This window comes from Solidesulfovibrio carbinoliphilus subsp. oakridgensis (assembly GCF_000177215.2).
Classification (GTDB): Bacteria; Desulfobacterota; Desulfovibrionia; order Desulfovibrionales; family Desulfovibrionaceae; genus Solidesulfovibrio; species Solidesulfovibrio carbinoliphilus.
In genome coordinates, this window is record NZ_CM001368.1 from 3,091,776 (window position 1) to 3,107,524 (window position 15,749).

18 protein-coding genes and 1 other RNA gene are annotated in these 15,749 nt (G+C 65.8%); all 19 read left to right on the forward strand.

Going from position 1 to position 15,749, the window contains the following annotated elements:
- The first annotated feature begins 38 nt into the window (after nucleotides 1-38).
- Nucleotides 39-1,151, forward strand: a complete 1,113-nt coding sequence (rodA, locus tag DFW101_RS13480) for a rod shape-determining protein RodA (RefSeq protein ID WP_009182078.1) — start codon at nucleotides 39-41, stop codon at nucleotides 1,149-1,151.
- Between the two features lie 57 nt (nucleotides 1,152-1,208).
- Nucleotides 1,209-1,604: a bactofilin family protein gene (locus DFW101_RS13485; protein ID WP_336469891.1), complete on the forward strand. Its 396-nt coding sequence runs from the start codon at nucleotides 1,209-1,211 to the stop codon at nucleotides 1,602-1,604.
- 135 nt (nucleotides 1,605-1,739) lie between these two features.
- On the forward strand, nucleotides 1,740-2,159 hold the full coding sequence (locus DFW101_RS13490) for an ATP synthase F0 subunit B (protein WP_009182080.1): 420 nt from the start codon (nucleotides 1,740-1,742) through the stop codon (nucleotides 2,157-2,159).
- 46 nt (nucleotides 2,160-2,205) lie between these two features.
- A complete protein-coding gene (locus DFW101_RS13495; protein WP_009182081.1) occupies nucleotides 2,206-2,796 on the forward strand; it encodes a F0F1 ATP synthase subunit B family protein in 591 nt (196 codons plus the stop codon).
- On the forward strand, nucleotides 2,793-3,344 hold the full coding sequence (atpH, locus tag DFW101_RS13500; RefSeq protein WP_009182082.1) for an ATP synthase F1 subunit delta: 552 nt from the start codon (nucleotides 2,793-2,795) through the stop codon (nucleotides 3,342-3,344). Before DFW101_RS13495 ends, atpH begins: the two co-directional genes overlap by 4 nt.
- A gap of 4 nt (nucleotides 3,345-3,348) precedes the next feature.
- The gene (atpA, locus tag DFW101_RS13505) at nucleotides 3,349-4,857 is read left to right on the forward strand and encodes a F0F1 ATP synthase subunit alpha (RefSeq protein WP_009182083.1); all 1,509 of its coding nucleotides are present in this window, start codon (nucleotides 3,349-3,351) and stop codon (nucleotides 4,855-4,857) included.
- Nucleotides 4,858-4,977: 120 nt separating this feature from the next.
- Nucleotides 4,978-5,859 carry a F0F1 ATP synthase subunit gamma gene (locus DFW101_RS13510; protein WP_009182084.1) on the forward strand — a complete coding sequence of 294 codons (882 nt, stop codon included), beginning with the start codon at nucleotides 4,978-4,980 and terminating at the stop codon, nucleotides 5,857-5,859.
- A gap of 18 nt (nucleotides 5,860-5,877) precedes the next feature.
- The gene (gene atpD / locus DFW101_RS13515; RefSeq protein WP_009182085.1) at nucleotides 5,878-7,290 is read left to right on the forward strand and encodes a F0F1 ATP synthase subunit beta; all 1,413 of its coding nucleotides are present in this window, start codon (nucleotides 5,878-5,880) and stop codon (nucleotides 7,288-7,290) included.
- Nucleotides 7,291-7,295: 5 nt separating this feature from the next.
- Nucleotides 7,296-7,715 carry a F0F1 ATP synthase subunit epsilon gene (locus tag DFW101_RS13520; protein ID WP_009182086.1) on the forward strand — a complete coding sequence of 140 codons (420 nt, stop codon included), beginning with the start codon at nucleotides 7,296-7,298 and terminating at the stop codon, nucleotides 7,713-7,715.
- Between the two features lie 136 nt (nucleotides 7,716-7,851).
- Entirely contained in the window at nucleotides 7,852-8,298 is a 447-nt protein-coding gene (locus tag DFW101_RS13525) for a F0F1 ATP synthase subunit epsilon (protein ID WP_009182087.1), read from the forward strand.
- A 103-nt stretch (nucleotides 8,299-8,401) separates the two neighbouring features.
- Nucleotides 8,402-9,763: a bifunctional UDP-N-acetylglucosamine diphosphorylase/glucosamine-1-phosphate N-acetyltransferase GlmU gene (glmU, locus tag DFW101_RS13530; RefSeq protein WP_009182088.1), complete on the forward strand. Its 1,362-nt coding sequence runs from the start codon at nucleotides 8,402-8,404 to the stop codon at nucleotides 9,761-9,763.
- A 43-nt stretch (nucleotides 9,764-9,806) separates the two neighbouring features.
- The gene (gene zapB, locus DFW101_RS13535) at nucleotides 9,807-10,001 is read left to right on the forward strand and encodes a cell division protein ZapB (protein WP_009182089.1); all 195 of its coding nucleotides are present in this window, start codon (nucleotides 9,807-9,809) and stop codon (nucleotides 9,999-10,001) included.
- A gap of 29 nt (nucleotides 10,002-10,030) precedes the next feature.
- Nucleotides 10,031-10,285 (forward strand): cell division protein ZapA, encoded by a 255-nt coding sequence (locus DFW101_RS13540; RefSeq protein WP_009106804.1) that lies wholly within the window; start codon nucleotides 10,031-10,033, stop codon nucleotides 10,283-10,285.
- A gap of 26 nt (nucleotides 10,286-10,311) precedes the next feature.
- Nucleotides 10,312-10,493: non-coding RNA, 6S RNA (ssrS, locus tag DFW101_RS19105), on the forward strand.
- A 171-nt stretch (nucleotides 10,494-10,664) separates the two neighbouring features.
- Nucleotides 10,665-12,224 (forward strand): ribonuclease Y, encoded by a 1,560-nt coding sequence (gene rny, locus DFW101_RS13545; protein WP_009106807.1) that lies wholly within the window; start codon nucleotides 10,665-10,667, stop codon nucleotides 12,222-12,224.
- A gap of 204 nt (nucleotides 12,225-12,428) precedes the next feature.
- The gene (locus DFW101_RS13550; protein WP_009182090.1) at nucleotides 12,429-13,205 is read left to right on the forward strand and encodes a TIGR00282 family metallophosphoesterase; all 777 of its coding nucleotides are present in this window, start codon (nucleotides 12,429-12,431) and stop codon (nucleotides 13,203-13,205) included.
- A gap of 32 nt (nucleotides 13,206-13,237) precedes the next feature.
- A complete protein-coding gene (locus tag DFW101_RS13555; RefSeq protein ID WP_009182091.1) occupies nucleotides 13,238-13,717 on the forward strand; it encodes a hypothetical protein in 480 nt (159 codons plus the stop codon).
- A 7-nt stretch (nucleotides 13,718-13,724) separates the two neighbouring features.
- Nucleotides 13,725-14,093, forward strand: coding sequence for an SPOR domain-containing protein (locus DFW101_RS13560; protein WP_009182092.1), 369 nt, complete (start codon nucleotides 13,725-13,727; stop codon nucleotides 14,091-14,093).
- Between the two features lie 271 nt (nucleotides 14,094-14,364).
- On the forward strand, nucleotides 14,365-15,639 hold the full coding sequence (gene tyrS, locus DFW101_RS13565; protein ID WP_009182093.1) for a tyrosine--tRNA ligase: 1,275 nt from the start codon (nucleotides 14,365-14,367) through the stop codon (nucleotides 15,637-15,639).
- Nucleotides 15,640-15,749: the final 110 nt, after the last annotated feature.

The window sequence follows — 15,749 nt, forward strand, 5'->3', positions numbered from 1 at the left end:
GCGGGCGCCTGCCCGCCTAACAAGGAAGAACGTTTCCCATGCCGTTTGACCGTCGACTGCTCTTTAGCATCAACTGGCCGCTTCTGGGCCTGACCGCGCTCCTTTTCGGCGTCGGGGTCCTGAACCTCTATTCGGCCAGCGGCTTTCGCATGGGCGACGAGCTGACCCTGCAGTCGTTTTACAACAAGCAGCTCATCTGGGGCGCCGGCGGCCTGTGCTGCCTGTTGGCCGTGGTCCTGTTCGACTACAAGCACCTGGCCACCATCGCCTGGCCCCTGGCCATCGCCGTGGCCGTGCTCCTGATCCTGGTGCTCCTTTTCGGCAAGACCGTGTCCGGGGCCAAGCGGTGGCTGCCCATCGGCGGCTATGCCTTCCAGCCGAGCGAGCTGGCCAAGATCGCCATGCTGCTTCTGGCCGCCAAGATCCTGTCCAAGCGGCCCGACCGCCTGGGCTGGCTGGATCTGGCCGGCATCCTGGCCGTATCCCTGCCCGTGGCCGCCCTCATCATCGTCGAGCCCGACCTCGGCACGGGCCTCAATGTCCTGCTCCTGGTGTGCGGACTCATCCTCTACCGGGGTCTGGCCGGGCCGGTCTTCAAGACCCTGGCCATCGCCGGGCCGGCGCTCATCCCGTGCGGCTGGTTTTTCTTGAAACCCTACCAGAAGGGCCGGATCCTGACCCTTTTCGACCCCCAGCGCGATCCCCTGGGGGCCGGCTACCACATCATCCAATCCCAGATCGCCATCGGCTCGGGCCAGATGTGGGGCAAGGGCTTTCTCGAAGGCACCCAGAGCCAGCTGCGCTACCTGCCGGAGAAACACACCGACTTCGCGGTGGCCGTCTTTGCCGAGGAGTGGGGCTTTGTGGGCGGCATTTTCCTTCTGACGCTCTTCTGCCTGTTTCTGCTGCAGTTCTACGTCACGGCCAGAAACGCCAAGGACCGGTTCGGCAGCTACCTGGCCGCCGGGGTATTCTTCTATTTCTTCTGGCAAATCCTCATCAACATGGGTATGGTGCTCGGCATCATGCCGGTCGTTGGGATCCCCCTGCCGTTTATCAGCTACGGGGGGAGCGCCACCATCGTGAACTTCACTCTCGTGGGCATCGTCGTCAACGTCTCCATGCGGCGCTTCTTGTTCAAGAAGAGCTAGGCGGGCGGCTCCATGCGGCGCGGGGAGGTTCCACTCGCCGGCTGTCGGAGGATCGCCGTGGGCAAGCACGACATCAACGCCTTTCTGGGCGCTGGCACCTTTTTCACCGGGCGGCTGGCCTTTGAGGGCGTGGTGCGCATCGACGGGGCTTTCGAGGGCGAGATCACGTCCCCGGGCTCTCTTGTCGTCGGCAAGAACGCGCGCATTTCGGGCCGCATCGACGTGGGGCGGCTGGTGTGCGGCGGCGTGGTGGCGGCCGAGGTCACGGCCGCGGCCATGGTCACGGTCCATGCCACGGGGCGGCTGACCGGTTCGGTCACGACCCCGTCGCTGGTGGTGGAAGAGGGCGGCAGCCTCGACGGCCAGGTGGTGATGGCCGGGGGGGGCGAGGCCGGGGCAACGCCGGCGGCCCTGGCCGCGGGCCTGGATGGCGGGTCGGGGCGGGAGCCGTAAAGGGCAGGCGCCGGGCCGGTTTCCGGCCCAGGGCGGCTGCGCTTTTTGTCAAAAAGGGCTGGACAGGCCGGCCCAAATTCGCTACAGCCGCTTGCTGACTTTGCAAAAATTTTCACAACCTCCCGGAGGGTGCCGATGATTGACTTAAACGCAACGTTTTTCGTCCAATTCGTCAATTTTCTGCTCATCCTGATCCTGCTCAACGTCATTCTCATCGGACCCATCCGCCGCGTCCTCAAAAAGCGGGCTGAACACGTCGCCTCCCAGATGGAAGGCATCGAATCGTTTGCCGTCTCCGCCGATGCCAAGCTCCGGGACTACGAACAGGCCCTGGATGCGGCCCGCCAGGCGGCCACGGCCGAGCGTACGGCCATGAAGGCCGAGGGCCAGGCCCAGGAAAAGACGCTGCTCGACGCCGCCGGCGCCGAAGCGGCGGGCACGGTCCAGGCGGCCCGGGCCGATATCGCGGCCCAGACCGCGGCCGCCCAAAAGGCCCTCAAGTCGAGCGTGTCCGGTCTGGCGTCCAAGGCCGTGGCCAAAGTGTTGGCGGCTTAAATCACCGGGGGTTTTCGTGGATTTCTCAAGGAAAGGGAGGGTTCAATTGAAAAGGCACCACCGCATCGCCACCGTGGTCCTGGTCGTCCTTGTTCTCGGCGTTGCCGCCCTGGCCTATGCCCAGGGTGACGCGGAACACGGCGCGGAAGCGGCCCACGGGCTCAACTGGAAGGACTTCATGTTCCGTGTGGTCAACTTCCTGCTGGTCTTCGGCGTCATCGCCAAGCTCGCCGGCAAGAAGATCGTGGGATTTTTCCGCGGCCGCACCCAGCAGATCGAGAACCAGTTGACCGACCTCGACGTCCGCAAGGCCGACGCGGCCCGTCGCCTGGCCGAGATCGAGGCCTCGATCAGCAACCTGGCCGAGGAAAAGGCGAAGATCGAGCAGGAGTACCGCCGGCAGGGCGAAGCGCTGCGCGACTCCATCATCGCCGCCGCCGAGGCCAAGGCCGAGCAGATTCGCGGACAGGCGACGGCCACGGCCGAGGCCGAGGCCCGCGTGGCCGTGGAAAAGATCCGGGCCGAGCTGGCCGAGTCCGTGGTCGCCTCCGCCAAGACCATGCTCCAGAAGAAGCTCTCCGCCAAGGACCAGGAAAAGCTCGTGGATGAATACTTAACAAAGGTGGTGTTCAATTGACCGGCAACATCGTCGCGCGCCGCTACGCCAAGGCGCTCTTCGCGCTGGCCAAGAAGGCCGGCAGCAAGGCACCGGCGGAGTACGGCAAGGATCTGGAGGCGTTCGCCTCCGTCCTTGAAGCGTCCCCGGCCCTGCTTAAGGTCTTCGCCAACCCCGTCATCGCCGCGGAACACAAAAAGGCCGTGCTGGCCGGGGTTGTGGCCAAGCTTTCCCTTAAGCCCATCGTCGCCAACTTCCTGTCGCTTCTGGCCGACAAGGAACGCCTGTCCTTCGTCCTTGAAGTGTCCGCCTACTACCGGACTCTGCTCGACGAATCCGAGGGCGTCCTGCGCGGCCAGTTGGTCACCGCCTACGCGCTTTCCGAACCGCGCCAGGATCAGATCAAGTCCAAGCTTGAAAAGCAGTCCGGCAAAAAGCTGGTGCTGTCCTTCGCCGTCGATTCCGCCATCCTGGGCGGGGTGCTCCTCAAAGTCGGCGACAAGGTGTTGGACGCGAGCCTTCGCGCCCAGCTCGAAATATTGAAAGAACAAATCAAGAGGGGTGAGTAGGGCCATGCAAATCAAAGCGGAAGAGATCAGCCAGATCATCGAACAGCAGATCCAAAACTACGAGTCCCGCGTCGAAATGAGCGAGACCGGTACGGTTCTGTCGGTCGGCGACCAGATTGCCCGCGTCTATGGCGTCCAGAACGCCATGGCCATGGAGCTCCTGGAATTCCCGGGCGGCGTCAAGGGTCTGGTGCTCAACCTGGAAGAGGACAACGTCGGTGTGGCCCTTCTCGGTGAGGACACCCACATCAAGGAAGGCGACCCGGTCAAGCGCACCGGCACCATCTTCTCGGTGCCCGTCGGCGACGCCGTCGCTGGCCGCGTCATCGATCCCCTGGGCAACCCCATCGACGGCCTCGGCCCCATCGAGGCTCCGGAAAAGCGCAACGTCGAGATCAAGGCCCCGGGCATCATCGCGCGCAAATCGGTCCACCAGCCCATGTACACGGGCCTCAAGGCCATCGACGCCATGACCCCCATCGGCCGTGGCCAGCGCGAACTGATCATCGGCGACCGTCAGACCGGCAAGACCGCCGTCTGCCTGGACGCCATCCTGGCCCAGAAGGGACAGGGCGTGTACTGCTTCTACGTGGCCATCGGCCAGAAGAAGTCCACCGTGGCCCTGGTCGCCGAGACCCTGCGTCGCTACGGCGCCATGGAGTACACCACCATCATTTCGGCCACCGCGTCGGAACCGGCCTCGCTCCAGTTCATCGCCCCCTACTCCGGGTGCACCATGGCCGAGTACCACCGCGACAACGGCCGCCACGCGCTGATTATCTACGACGATCTTTCCAAGCAGGCCGTCAGCTACCGCCAGATGTCGCTGCTGCTTCGCCGTCCCCCCGGACGTGAGGCTTTCCCGGGCGACGTTTTCTACCTCCACTCCCGTCTGCTGGAGCGCGCCGCCAAGCTGTCCGACAAGCTCGGCGCCGGTTCGCTGACCGCCCTGCCCATCATCGAGACCCAGGCGGGCGACGTGTCGGCCTACATCCCGACCAACGTCATCTCCATCACCGACGGCCAGGTCTACCTGGAGCCGAACCTGTTTAACGCCGGTATCCGTCCGGCCATCAACGTCGGCCTCTCGGTCTCCCGCGTCGGCGGCGCCGCCCAGGTCAAGGCCATGAAGCAGGTGGCCGGCACCCTGCGCCTCGACCTCGCCCAGTACCGCGAACTGGCCGCCTTCGCCCAGTTCGGGTCCGACCTGGACAAGGCCACGCAGCTCAAGCTCAACCGCGGCATGCGCATGGTCGAGCTCCTCAAACAGCCCCAGTACAAGCCGTTGACCGTCGAAGAGCAGGTCATCTCGCTTTTCGCCGGCACCCGCGGCTTCATGGACGACGTGCCGGTCGAGGCCGTGCGCAAGTTCGAAGAGGGCCTGCAGGAGTACTTCCACAACGCCAAGGTCGACATCCTGAACGAAATCCGTGAAAAGGCCGCTTTGAACGACGATCTGATGCAGCGGCTTGGCGCGGCCATTGACGAGTTCAAGAAGGGCTTCAAGGCCTAGGCGTCGCGTTCGCCAAAAAACATGCCCATGTTTTTGGAGAGAAACAGCCGCCCGGCGGCGGTCCGCAGGACGCTGCGGGCGGCTGTTTAGGAACGCCACGACAGGCCCAAAGGGGGAGCCATGCCTGCGCTCAAAGACGTCAAGAACAAGATCACCGCGGTCAAAAAGACCAAGCAGATCACCAAGGCCATGAACATGGTGGCCTCGGCCAAACTGCGCCACGCCCAGGCGCGCATCGAGCGGTTCCGCCCCTATGCCGACAAGTTCTACGAGATGCTCGGCGAACTGGCCAAGGGGGCCGATCCCTCGGTCCATCCGCTCCTGGAGGCCCGCGAGGAAGTGAAGACCGTCCTTCTGGTCGTCATCACCTCCGACCGCGGCCTGTGCGGCGCGTTTAACAACAACATCACCCAGGCGGCCCTGAAGGTCGCCAAGGCCAAGACCGCCGAAGGCAAGGCCGTCAAGATCCTGTGCGTGGGCAGAAAGGCCCGCGACAGCTTCCGCCGGACCGACTTCGAGATCGTGGCCGCCTATGTCAACGAAATGGGTTCCTTCGACTTCTCCCTGGCCACGCGCATCGGCAGCGAGGTCATCGGCGGCTATGTCGGCGGCACCTACGACGAAGTGATCATGGCCTTTGGCAAGTTCATCAGCCTTGCCCGGCAGGAACCCACCCTGCTGCCCGTTTTGCCCCTGTCCCCCGCTGCCGCCGGCGAGGTCGTGGAGCAGGTCGGAACCAAGGCCGAGTACCTCTACGAACCGTCGGTGGAAGGGTTGCTCGCCGAGCTCCTGCCCCGGTTCATCAATGTCCAGATCTACCGCGGGCTGCTTGACACCTCGGCCAGCGAGCACGCCGCCCGCATGCGGTCCATGGACAATGCCACCAGGAACTGCGACGACCTCGTCAGCTCGCTGACCCTGGTCTACAACAAGGCCCGGCAGACGGCCATTACCAAGGAACTGATGGACATCGTCGGCGGTTCCGAAGCACTCAAGGGATAACCAAGGGGGCACCATACAATGAGCGCGACAAGCGGAAATGTCGGAAAAATCGTGCAGGTCATCGGCGCCGTTCTCGACGTCGAATTTCCCGAGGGCAAACTGCCGAGTATTTTAAACGCCCTCGAAATCAAGAACACCAACAACATCTATGCCGAAGACCTGGTGGTCGAAGTGGCCCAGCACCTCGGCGACAACGTCGTGCGCTGCATCGCCATGGACTCCACCGACGGTCTCGTGCGCGGCATGCCCGCCACGGACACCGGTTCGCCCATCCGGGTGCCGGTCGGCAAGGCCGCCCTTGGCCGTATCCTGAACGTCGTCGGCCGTCCCGTGGACGAAATGGGCCCGGTCGACGCGGCCGCCATGTGGCCGATCCACCGTCCGGCTCCGGCCTTCGTGGACCAGTCCACGAGCATCGAGCTGCTCGAGACGGGCATCAAGGTCATCGACCTCCTGATCCCCTTCCCCAAGGGCGGTAAGATGGGCCTGTTCGGCGGCGCCGGCGTCGGCAAGACGGTCGTTCTGATGGAGCTGATCAACAACATCGCCAAGCACCACGGCGGCCTCTCGGTCTTCGCCGGCGTCGGCGAGCGGACCCGTGAAGGCAACGACCTCTACAACGAGTTCAAGGAAGCCGACATTCTGGGCAAAGCCTCACTTGTCTACGGCCAGATGAATGAGCCTCCTGGAGCCCGCGCCCGCGTCGCCCTGACCGCTCTGACCTGCGCGGAATACTTCCGCGACGAGGAAGGCCAGGACGTGCTGCTCTTTATCGACAACATCTTCCGGTTCACCCAGGCCGGTTCCGAAGTGTCGGCCCTTCTTGGCCGCATGCCTTCCGCGGTCGGCTACCAGCCGACCTTGGGCACCGACCTCGGCGCCCTGCAGGAACGCATCACCTCGACCAAAAAGGGTTCCATCACCTCGGTCCAGGCCGTTTACGTGCCCGCCGACGACTTGACCGACCCGGCCCCGGCCACCACGTTCTCGCACTTGGACGGCACGCTGGTCCTTTCGCGTCAGATCGCCGAGCTCGGCATCTACCCCGCGGTCGATCCGCTCGACTCGACCTCGCGCATCCTGGACCCCCTCGTCCTTGGCGGCGACCACTACGCCACGGCCCGCGAAGTCCAGATGAGCCTCCAGAAATACAAGGACCTCCAGGACATCATCGCCATCCTCGGCATGGACGAGCTGTCCGACGAAGACAAGCTCATCGTGGCCCGGGCCCGCAAGATCCAGCGCTTCCTGTCCCAGCCGTTCTTCGTTGCCGCCCAGTTCACCGGCAAGGAAGGCCGCTACGTGAAGCTCGAGGACACCATCAAGGGCTTTAAGGAGATCATCGAGGGCAAGCACGATGACATCCCGGAAGGCGCCTTCTACATGGTCGGCGACATCAACGAGGCCGTTGAAAACGCCAAGAAAGGATAAGTGCCATGGCCCAACTCCTCCTTGAAATCGTCACTCCGGACAAGCTCGTGTTGTCCCAGGACGTGGATTACGTTGGCGCGCCCGGCCTCCTTGGCGAGTTCGGCGTCATGGCCAACCACATCCCGTTCCTGTCCGCGCTTGGCATCGGCAGCCTGATGTACAAGGTCGGGGGCAAGGCTAACTACGTCTTCGTCTCCGGCGGGTTCGCCGAAGTCTCGGGGAACAAGGTCACCATCTTGGCCGAAGTGGCCGAGCGACCGGAGGACATCGACGTGGAGCGGGCGAGGAAAGCCCAGGACCGGGCCAAGCAGCGTCTGGATCGCGAACGCGAGAAAGTCGACTTCGCCCGGGCCCAGGCCGCCATGCAGCGCGCCTTCTACCGCATGAAGGTCCGCGACACCGCGACCTCCACCGCCTCCCACTAGCCGGCCGCCGGCATCCGTTGATCCAGGGCGGACCCTCCGGGGTCCGCCCTTTTTTTGTGGGTCGCCCGTCTTTTGCGGCCGGCCCTTTCCTGGTAGGGTGGCCGCTGCGGGCGAACGGCCCGGACAAGGACGGACCATGGCCAAGACACTGCTGCTTGAGATCGTGACCCCGGACCGGCTGGTCATGAGCCGGGACGTGGAGTCCGTGACCGGGGCCGGCTTTGCCGGGGATTTCACCATCCTGCCGGGGCACGTCCCCTTTCTTTCGGCCCTGCGGGTCGGCACCCTGGCCTACCGCCTGGGCGGGACCCTCCACGAGGCCTTTGTCGGCGGCGGGGTGGCCGACGTCGGCCCGGGCCGGGTCCTGGTGCTGGCCGAGGCCGCCGAGCTGCCGGAGGAGATCGACCTCGACCGGGCCCAAAAGGCCAGGGACCGGGCCGCGGCCCGCCTGGAGGCGGCCCGCCGGGACAATGTGGAGTTCGCCAGGGCCAAGACGGCCCTGCAGCGGGCGGTCCTGCGCATCAGGCTCCACGAGGCGCTCGGCGCGGGCCGGCCCGCCAAACGGTCCGGTCCGCGCCCGTAGCCGGCCGGGCCAAGGCCGGCCACCGGGCGGTGTCGCGGCCACGCCACCCGCGCCCAACTTTTTTTGCAGCACGCGCTTTTTGCGCCACACACGGAGACGGCACATGCGAGAGCGCATCGGCGCACTGATTCTGGCGGCAGGCAAGGGGACGCGCATGCGAAGCGACGCCCCCAAGGTCTTAAAGACCCTTCTTGGCGAACCCATGCTCCGGTACGGCCTGGCCGCCCTGGAAAGCCTTTTCGCGGACCGGGTCCTGACCGTGGTCGGCCACCGGGCCGAACTGGTCGCGGCCGCCTTTCCCGGCCAGGCCTCGCGTTTCGTGGTCCAGGCCGAGCAGCTCGGCACCGGCCATGCCCTGGCGGTCGCCCTGCCGCGCCTGCTGGCGGCCGGCCTGACCCACGTGCTGGTGGTCAACGGCGACGCCCCGCTGGTCACGGCCGAAAGCCTGGACCGGTTTCTGGACCAGGGGCTGGCCGCCGGCGCCGACGTGGCCTTTGTCTCCATCGAGCTGCCCGAGGCCGGGGCCTACGGCCGGGTGGTGCGCCGGGATGGGGGGGTGCGGATCGTCGAGGCCAAGGACTACGATCCGGCCCGGGACGGCGCCGTGACCGGCGAGATCAACGCCGGGGTCTACCTCCTGCGCCTGGAGGCCGTGGCGCCCTTCCTGTCGCAACTTACCAACGACAACAAAAGCGGCGAATACTACATCACCGATCTGGTCGGCCTGGCCGCCGGGGCCGGCCTCTCCGTCCTGGCCGTCAACCGGGGTCCGGACCCGGCCTACCTCGGCATCAACAGCCCCCGCGAACTGGTGGTGGCCGAAGAGGCGCTCCGGCGCCGCATCGTCGAGGCCCACCAGGACGCCGGGGTGGTCATCCGGGCGGCGGACGGGGTCCGCATCGGCCCGGACGTCGTCCTCGCGCCCGGGGTCGAGCTGTGCGGGCCCCTTGAGCTCTATGGCGCGACCGCCATCGCCGCCGGCGCGACGGTCTGTTCGCACGGGGTCCTTGTCGACGCCGCCATCGGCGAAAACGTCACCGTGCATCCGTTTTGCCACCTGGAGGGCGCCCGCGTGGCGGCCGGGTGCCAGGTCGGACCGTACGCCCGGCTGCGGCCCGGGGCGGTCCTGGAGGCCGGGGCCCGGGTCGGCAATTTCGTGGAGATGAAAAAATCGACCCTCGGGCCAGGGGCCAAGGCCGGCCATCTGACCTATCTGGGCGACGCCACGGTCGGGGCCGGCGCCAACATCGGGGCCGGCACCATCACCTGCAATTACGACGGGGTGCACAAGCACAAGACCGTGATCGGGCAGCGGGCCTTCATCGGCTCCAACTCCGCCCTGGTCGCGCCGGTCACCATCGGGGAGGGCGCCCTTGTCGGGGCCGGATCCGTGATTACTTCCGATGTGCCGGACGGGGCCCTGGCCCTCGGGCGCGGCAGACAGGTGACGAAAACCCGCAAATGAGCACCCGGCTTGCCTTTCGGGGCAAAGCGGGGTAGGGGTGGGCATGGACATATTTGACGCCCTGGAAGAACGCGTGGAGCGTCTGGTGGCCCGTAAAAAGGCCCTGGAAGAAGAAAACGCCATGCTTCGGGCCGATGTGGCCCGGCTTGCCGCAGAAAAGGAAGCCGTGGCCCAGCGGATCGACGGACTCCTGGGGAAACTCCAGGAAGAGCTTGCAGAGGAGGCTCCCGCCGGCTGACACAGCCGCGGGATTCCTCGGGTGGGTCGATGCCAAGCTACAGCTTGTCCATATTGGGCTATGAGCTTTCGTTCAAGACGGACGCGCACTCGGAGCGCGTCAACTCCGCCAAGGAATTGGTGGAGCAACGATACAACATGCTGAAGGCGGGCGGGAAAAATCTCGGTAAGGAGAAATTGCTGGCCTTTGTCGCATTGGGTCTGGCCGATGATGTGCTCATGTCGAACCAGCAGCTCAAGGATCTTGAGTCTCGGGCCGGAAAGCTGCTGACCCAGATAGATTGAGGTCGCCAAAGCGGCGACGCACGAAAAGTTCCCTGGGGTGTGCGTGATCGTTGATTTATTTTTGAGCCGATACTCAAAAATAGGATGCCGCGACGCATGGCCGGTGTGCGTGCCCGGCTCTGTCCGGGTGGCCTGAAGGTCAAACAGGGGCGTCCGCCTTGGTTGCCAAGGTTCAAAAGAATTGACGACACGGCTCTCTGGGGCTTTTATATAAACCAGCTTCCTGGTCGCGGCTGCCGCCCGTGCGGCGGCCCCGGCGACCGGACTGGATTCGCGCCATCCCCCACGCGGCACCCGGCAGGCCGTTTTCCGGATTGAAACATATCCGGTCCCTTGCCCATGGCTGCGGCCGTTTCCCTTCCCCGCTTCGGGAGAAGTCATGGAATTCTCGACCATATTCATGGGGATTTTTGGCGTGGGGTTGGGCCTGCCGGCCGGGTACTACCTCGACAAGTGGATTTCGCAAAAGACGCTCAACGAAGCCAGGACCCTGGCCGACCGCATCCTGGACGAAGCCCGCAAGGACGCCTCCGCCCACAAGAAGGAAGTCGTCCTGGCCGCCCAGGACGAGCAGTTCCGCCAGAAGCAGGAACTCGAAAAGGAATACCGCGACAAGATCAATGCGGTGGAAGAGAAGGAAGAGCAGGTTCTCAAGCGCCGCGAGCGGCTGGAAGAGAAGCAGGAGCAGATCGTCCAGAAGGAATCCGAGATGCTGGCCGTGGAAAAACGGCTGACCATCAAGGAACGCGAGCTCGGGGAAAAGGCGGAGGCCCTGGCCCTCTTGGCCGACGAGCACGAGAAGCGGCTCCAGGAAATTTCCGGCCTGACCATGGAAGAGGCCAAAAAACGGCTCATGGAAGAGGTCGAGTCCAAGACCCGCCACGACGCCGCCCGCATGATCCGCCACATCGAGATGGAAGCCAAGGAAACGGCGGACAAGAGCGGCAAGAAGATCCTGGCCCTGGCCATCCAGCGCTACGCCGGCGACTTCGTGGCCGAACAGACCGTCACCGCCGTGACCCTGCCCTCCGAGGAAATGAAAGGCCGCATCATCGGCCGCGAGGGGCGGAACATCCGAGCCCTCGAAGCCGCCACCGGCGTGGACCTCATCATCGACGACACGCCCGAGACCGTCATCCTGTCGGCCTTTTCCCCGCTCAAGCGCCAGATCGCCAAGATGGCCCTGGAGCGGCTCATCACCGACGGCCGCATCCACCCGGCCCGCATCGAGGACATCGTCAAGAAGTGCGAGCAGGAGCTCGACGTCAAGATCCGCGAGATCGGCGAGCAGGCCACCTTCGACTGCGGCGTCCACGGCATCCACCCCGAACTGGTCCGGTTCCTCGGCCAGCTCCAGTACCGCACCAGCTATTCCCAGAACGTGCTCCAGCACTCCCTGGAAGTGGCCGCCCTGGCCGGCATCATGGCCGCCGAGCTCGGCCTCGACGTCAAGCGGGCCAAGCGGGCGGGGCTCCTCCACGACATCGGCAAGGCCGTGGACCACGAGATCGAAGGCCCCCACGCGGTCATCGGCGCGGATCTGGCCAAGAAGTACGGCGAACCGGCCGACATCCTCCACGCCATCCAGGCCCACCACGAGGATGTGCCGCCGAAATCCGTGCTGGCCACCCTGGTCCAGGCCTCGGACAGCCTGTCCGGCGCCCGGCCCGGAGCCCGCAAGGAACTCCTGGAAAGCTACGTCAAGCGCCTGGAAGAGCTCGAGAATCTGGCCACGGACTTCGACGGCGTGTCCAAGGCCTACGCCATCCAGGCCGGCCGCGAAATCCGGGTGGTGGTCGATTCCGAGCACGTGGACGACGACAAGACGTTCATGCTCTGCAAGGACATCGCCAAGCGCATCGAGGACAACCTGACCTATCCCGGCCAGATCCGGGTCACGGTCATCCGCGAGAAGCGGGCCGTGGGCTTTGCCAAATAGGACGCGGCCAAGCCGCCGCCCGGGACGCCTCCGCGTCCCGGCGGGGCCGCAGCGCCAGACCGGGGACCAGGGCCGGCGACGGAAAGAGCGACAGGAACGGGGCCTGCAGGTCCGGCGCCCTTGCCCGGGCCGGGGTGGGCGGCGCCGGCTGGTTTGGCCGGCGGCGCGGCCTCAAGCGGCCAAGTGAAGGGGAGTGACGGCGGCATGCGGGTGCTTTTTCTCGGCGATATCGTGGGCCGGCCCGGCCGGTCCATCGTGTTCGAGCGCCTGCGGCAGGTCCGGCGCGACTTCCGCCTGGACCTGGTGGTGGCCAACGGCGAGAACGCCTCGGGCGGCATCGGCATCGCGGCCAAGGTGGCCCGCCAGCTCCTCGACGCCGGCATCGACGTCCTGACCGGCGGCAACCACACCTTCCGCCACAAGGACATCCACCCGTTTCTCGCGGCCGAACCCCGGATGCTGCGCCCGGCCAACTACCCGGCCGGCGCGCCCGGCCACGGCTGGCAGGTCTTCCGCCCGTCCGGCCGGGAGCCCTTTGCGGTCATAAACCTCCTTGGCCGGGTGTTCATGGACGCCGTGGACTGCCCGTTCCGGGCGGCCGACGCCATCCTGGCCGAGCTGCCGGCCGACGTCCGGTTCCGGCTGGTCGATTTCCACGCCGAGGCCACGTCCGAAAAAAGGGCCATGGCCTATTATCTGGACGGCCGGGTCAGCGCGGTCCTCGGCACCCATACCCACGTCCAGACAAACGATGCCCAGATCCTGCCCCGGGGCACGGCCAGCCTCACCGACTGCGGCATGACCGGCCCCGCCGCCTCGGCCATCGGCATGGACACCGAAGAGGTCATCGCCCGCTACCTGACCGCCTTGCCCGTCCGGTTCGCGGTAGCCAAGACCCCGCCCGAGATGCAGGGCGCGCTCATGGATATTGACGCGGCCACGGGCAAGGTCGTAACTATCGCTGCCTGGCGGCATCCCTGACCGCCGCCGTCGTCCGAACCGGAGGAAATCCCATGCCCAGCAAACGCATCGCCGCCCTGGCCCTGGCCGCCACATTCGCCTGCCTGGCCGCGACACCGGCCTTGGCCGCGCCCGAGCGCGTGGCCATCTACATGACCGTGGGCGGGCCCCTCGAAGTGGTGCGCGACGGCGCGGCCTCCACGGTTCTGCTCGGCGGCCGGGTCATCCACCAGGCCACCGGCGCGGCCCTGACCGCCCAGTCCTACATGAGCGTCGGCGATCCGGCCGACGGCTACGACGCGGTCCTCATCCGCCACGGCGTGGGCGACGCCGCCTGCCCCATCACCTACGACCTGGTGACCGTCGGCCCGGACAAGACCTCGGTGGTGGTGCCCGGCATCAACAAGTGCTCGCGCCTGGTCAACATCAATGTGGAAGGCGACAAGCTCATGCTGGTGACGGAAAAGCAGAACGGCCGCACCGAGATCATCGAATACAACGACAAGCAGCGCCGCAGCGGCGCAAAGCAATAGGCCAGCCATGACGGTGACGCGACTCCTCGTGCTTCTGGCGACGCTCCTGGCGGTTTCTCTGGGCGGTTGCGCCGAGGAAACGGTCTACGACTGGCAGCGGCCCCACGACACCTATCAGGTCGGCTCGTTCAGCCAGTACAAGAAAGCGGAAGATCTGAAGAGCACGCTGCAGAAAAACGGCTTTGACAGCCGCATCGAAACGGATATCAAAAACGGCCAGTTCACGTTGAACGTCCTGGTCGACGTCTACGACAAGGGCCCGGACACCCTGACCAGGCTCGAACGCATAAGCGGCGTGACGCCCCACCTGCGTGGGCCCAAATCCGGCAAGCCGGCGTCGGCGTCGCCGCCTCCCATTCCGCCAAGCGGCATCTGATGGCGGAGGAAAAGTCGGGGGGAAGCCTCCGGCGGCCAAAGGGCTGCCGCCCTTTGGAATCCTCGAAGGCTTGCGGCGTGCGGGATATTGTAGCCTGAAGTCTGTTTGCGCTTGAGAAAAATTTAAATATTTTGGTATATTGTTTCCGCAATCCGCAACCGCGGATCGTGGAGACGCGACGCGGGCGGGTTCCCGGCCACGGCCGCCATGGCCCGTTCCTGCCGGCCCGAACGTCCCCGGCCCAAAGCCCATTCGCCCAAAAGGATCAGCCTTGAACATCTTCGACGAACTCTCCTGGCGCGGCCTCCTCCACCAGACCTCCGACGACGCGGGCCTGCGCGACCACCTGGAGACGCCCGGCCGCGTGCTCTACTGCGGCTTCGACCCCACGGCCGACAGCCTGCACATCGGCAACCTCGTGCCGCTCTTGGCCCTGGCCCGGTTCGCCAAGGCCGGGCACAAGCCGCTTTTCCTCCTCGGCGGGGCCACGGGGCTCATCGGCGACCCGAGCGGCAAGGACAAGGAGCGCCAGCTCAAGACCGAAGACCTGGTTGGCGCCTCTGCGGAAAAAATCAAAGCCCAGGCCATGGCCTTTTTCGAGCGCCTGGGCGTGGCCGACGCGGTCACGCCGGTCAACAACCTGGACTGGACCCGGCCCATCTCGATCATCGAATTTCTGCGCGACACGGGCAAGCACTTCACCATCAACTACATGCTGGCCAAGGATTCGGTGAAATCGCGCATCGGCCGCGAGGAGACCGGCATCTCCTACACCGAGTTCAGCTACATGATCCTCCAGTCGCTGGACTTCGAGCACCTGTGCCGCACCCAGGGCTGCACGCTCCAGATCGGCGGCGGCGACCAGTTCGGCAACATCACCGCCGGGCTGGAGCTCATCCGCCGCAAGACCGGCAGGCAGGCCTACGGCCTGACCTTCCCGCTCATCACCACGGCCAGCGGCGCGAAGTTCGGCAAAAGCGAGAAAGGGGCCATCTTCCTCAATCCCGAGCTGACCTCGCCCTACGCCTTCTACCAGTACTGGATCAACGCCGACGACCGCGACGTGGTCAATTTCCTGCGCTATTTCACTTTCCTGTCCCAGGAGGACATCGAGGCCCTGGCCGGGCAGACCGAGGCCGAGCCGCACCTGCGCGCCGCCCAGAAGCGGCTGGCCCGGGAGACGACCGCCATGATCCACGGTGACGCCGAGCTGGCCAAGGTCGAGGCCGTGACCGAGGCCCTTTTTGGCGGCGGCGACCTGACAACCGTGGACGCCGCGACCCTCAAGGCAGCCCTCCAGGCCGCGCCCGGCCGGAACTACCCGACGCTCGGCGACGTGCCGCCCCTGCCGAAGCTCCTGGCCGACCTGGCCCTCTGCCCGTCCAACTCCCAGGCCCGCAAGGACATCAAGGCCGGCGGCGTCTCCATCAATAACGTCCGCGTCACCGCCGAAGACCGGACCCTCGTCCCCGAAGACTTCCTCGGCGGCGATCTCCTCATTTTGCGCAAAGGCAAGAAAAACTACGGCGTCGTGACTCTCGGCTGACGCCGCAGGATGAAGATGCCTCCGGCGGCCGGGGCGCTGCCCCGGACCCCGCTGGGGCGCTGCCCCAGACCCTGCCAGGGCTCTGCCCTGGACCCGCCGGGGGGGATGAT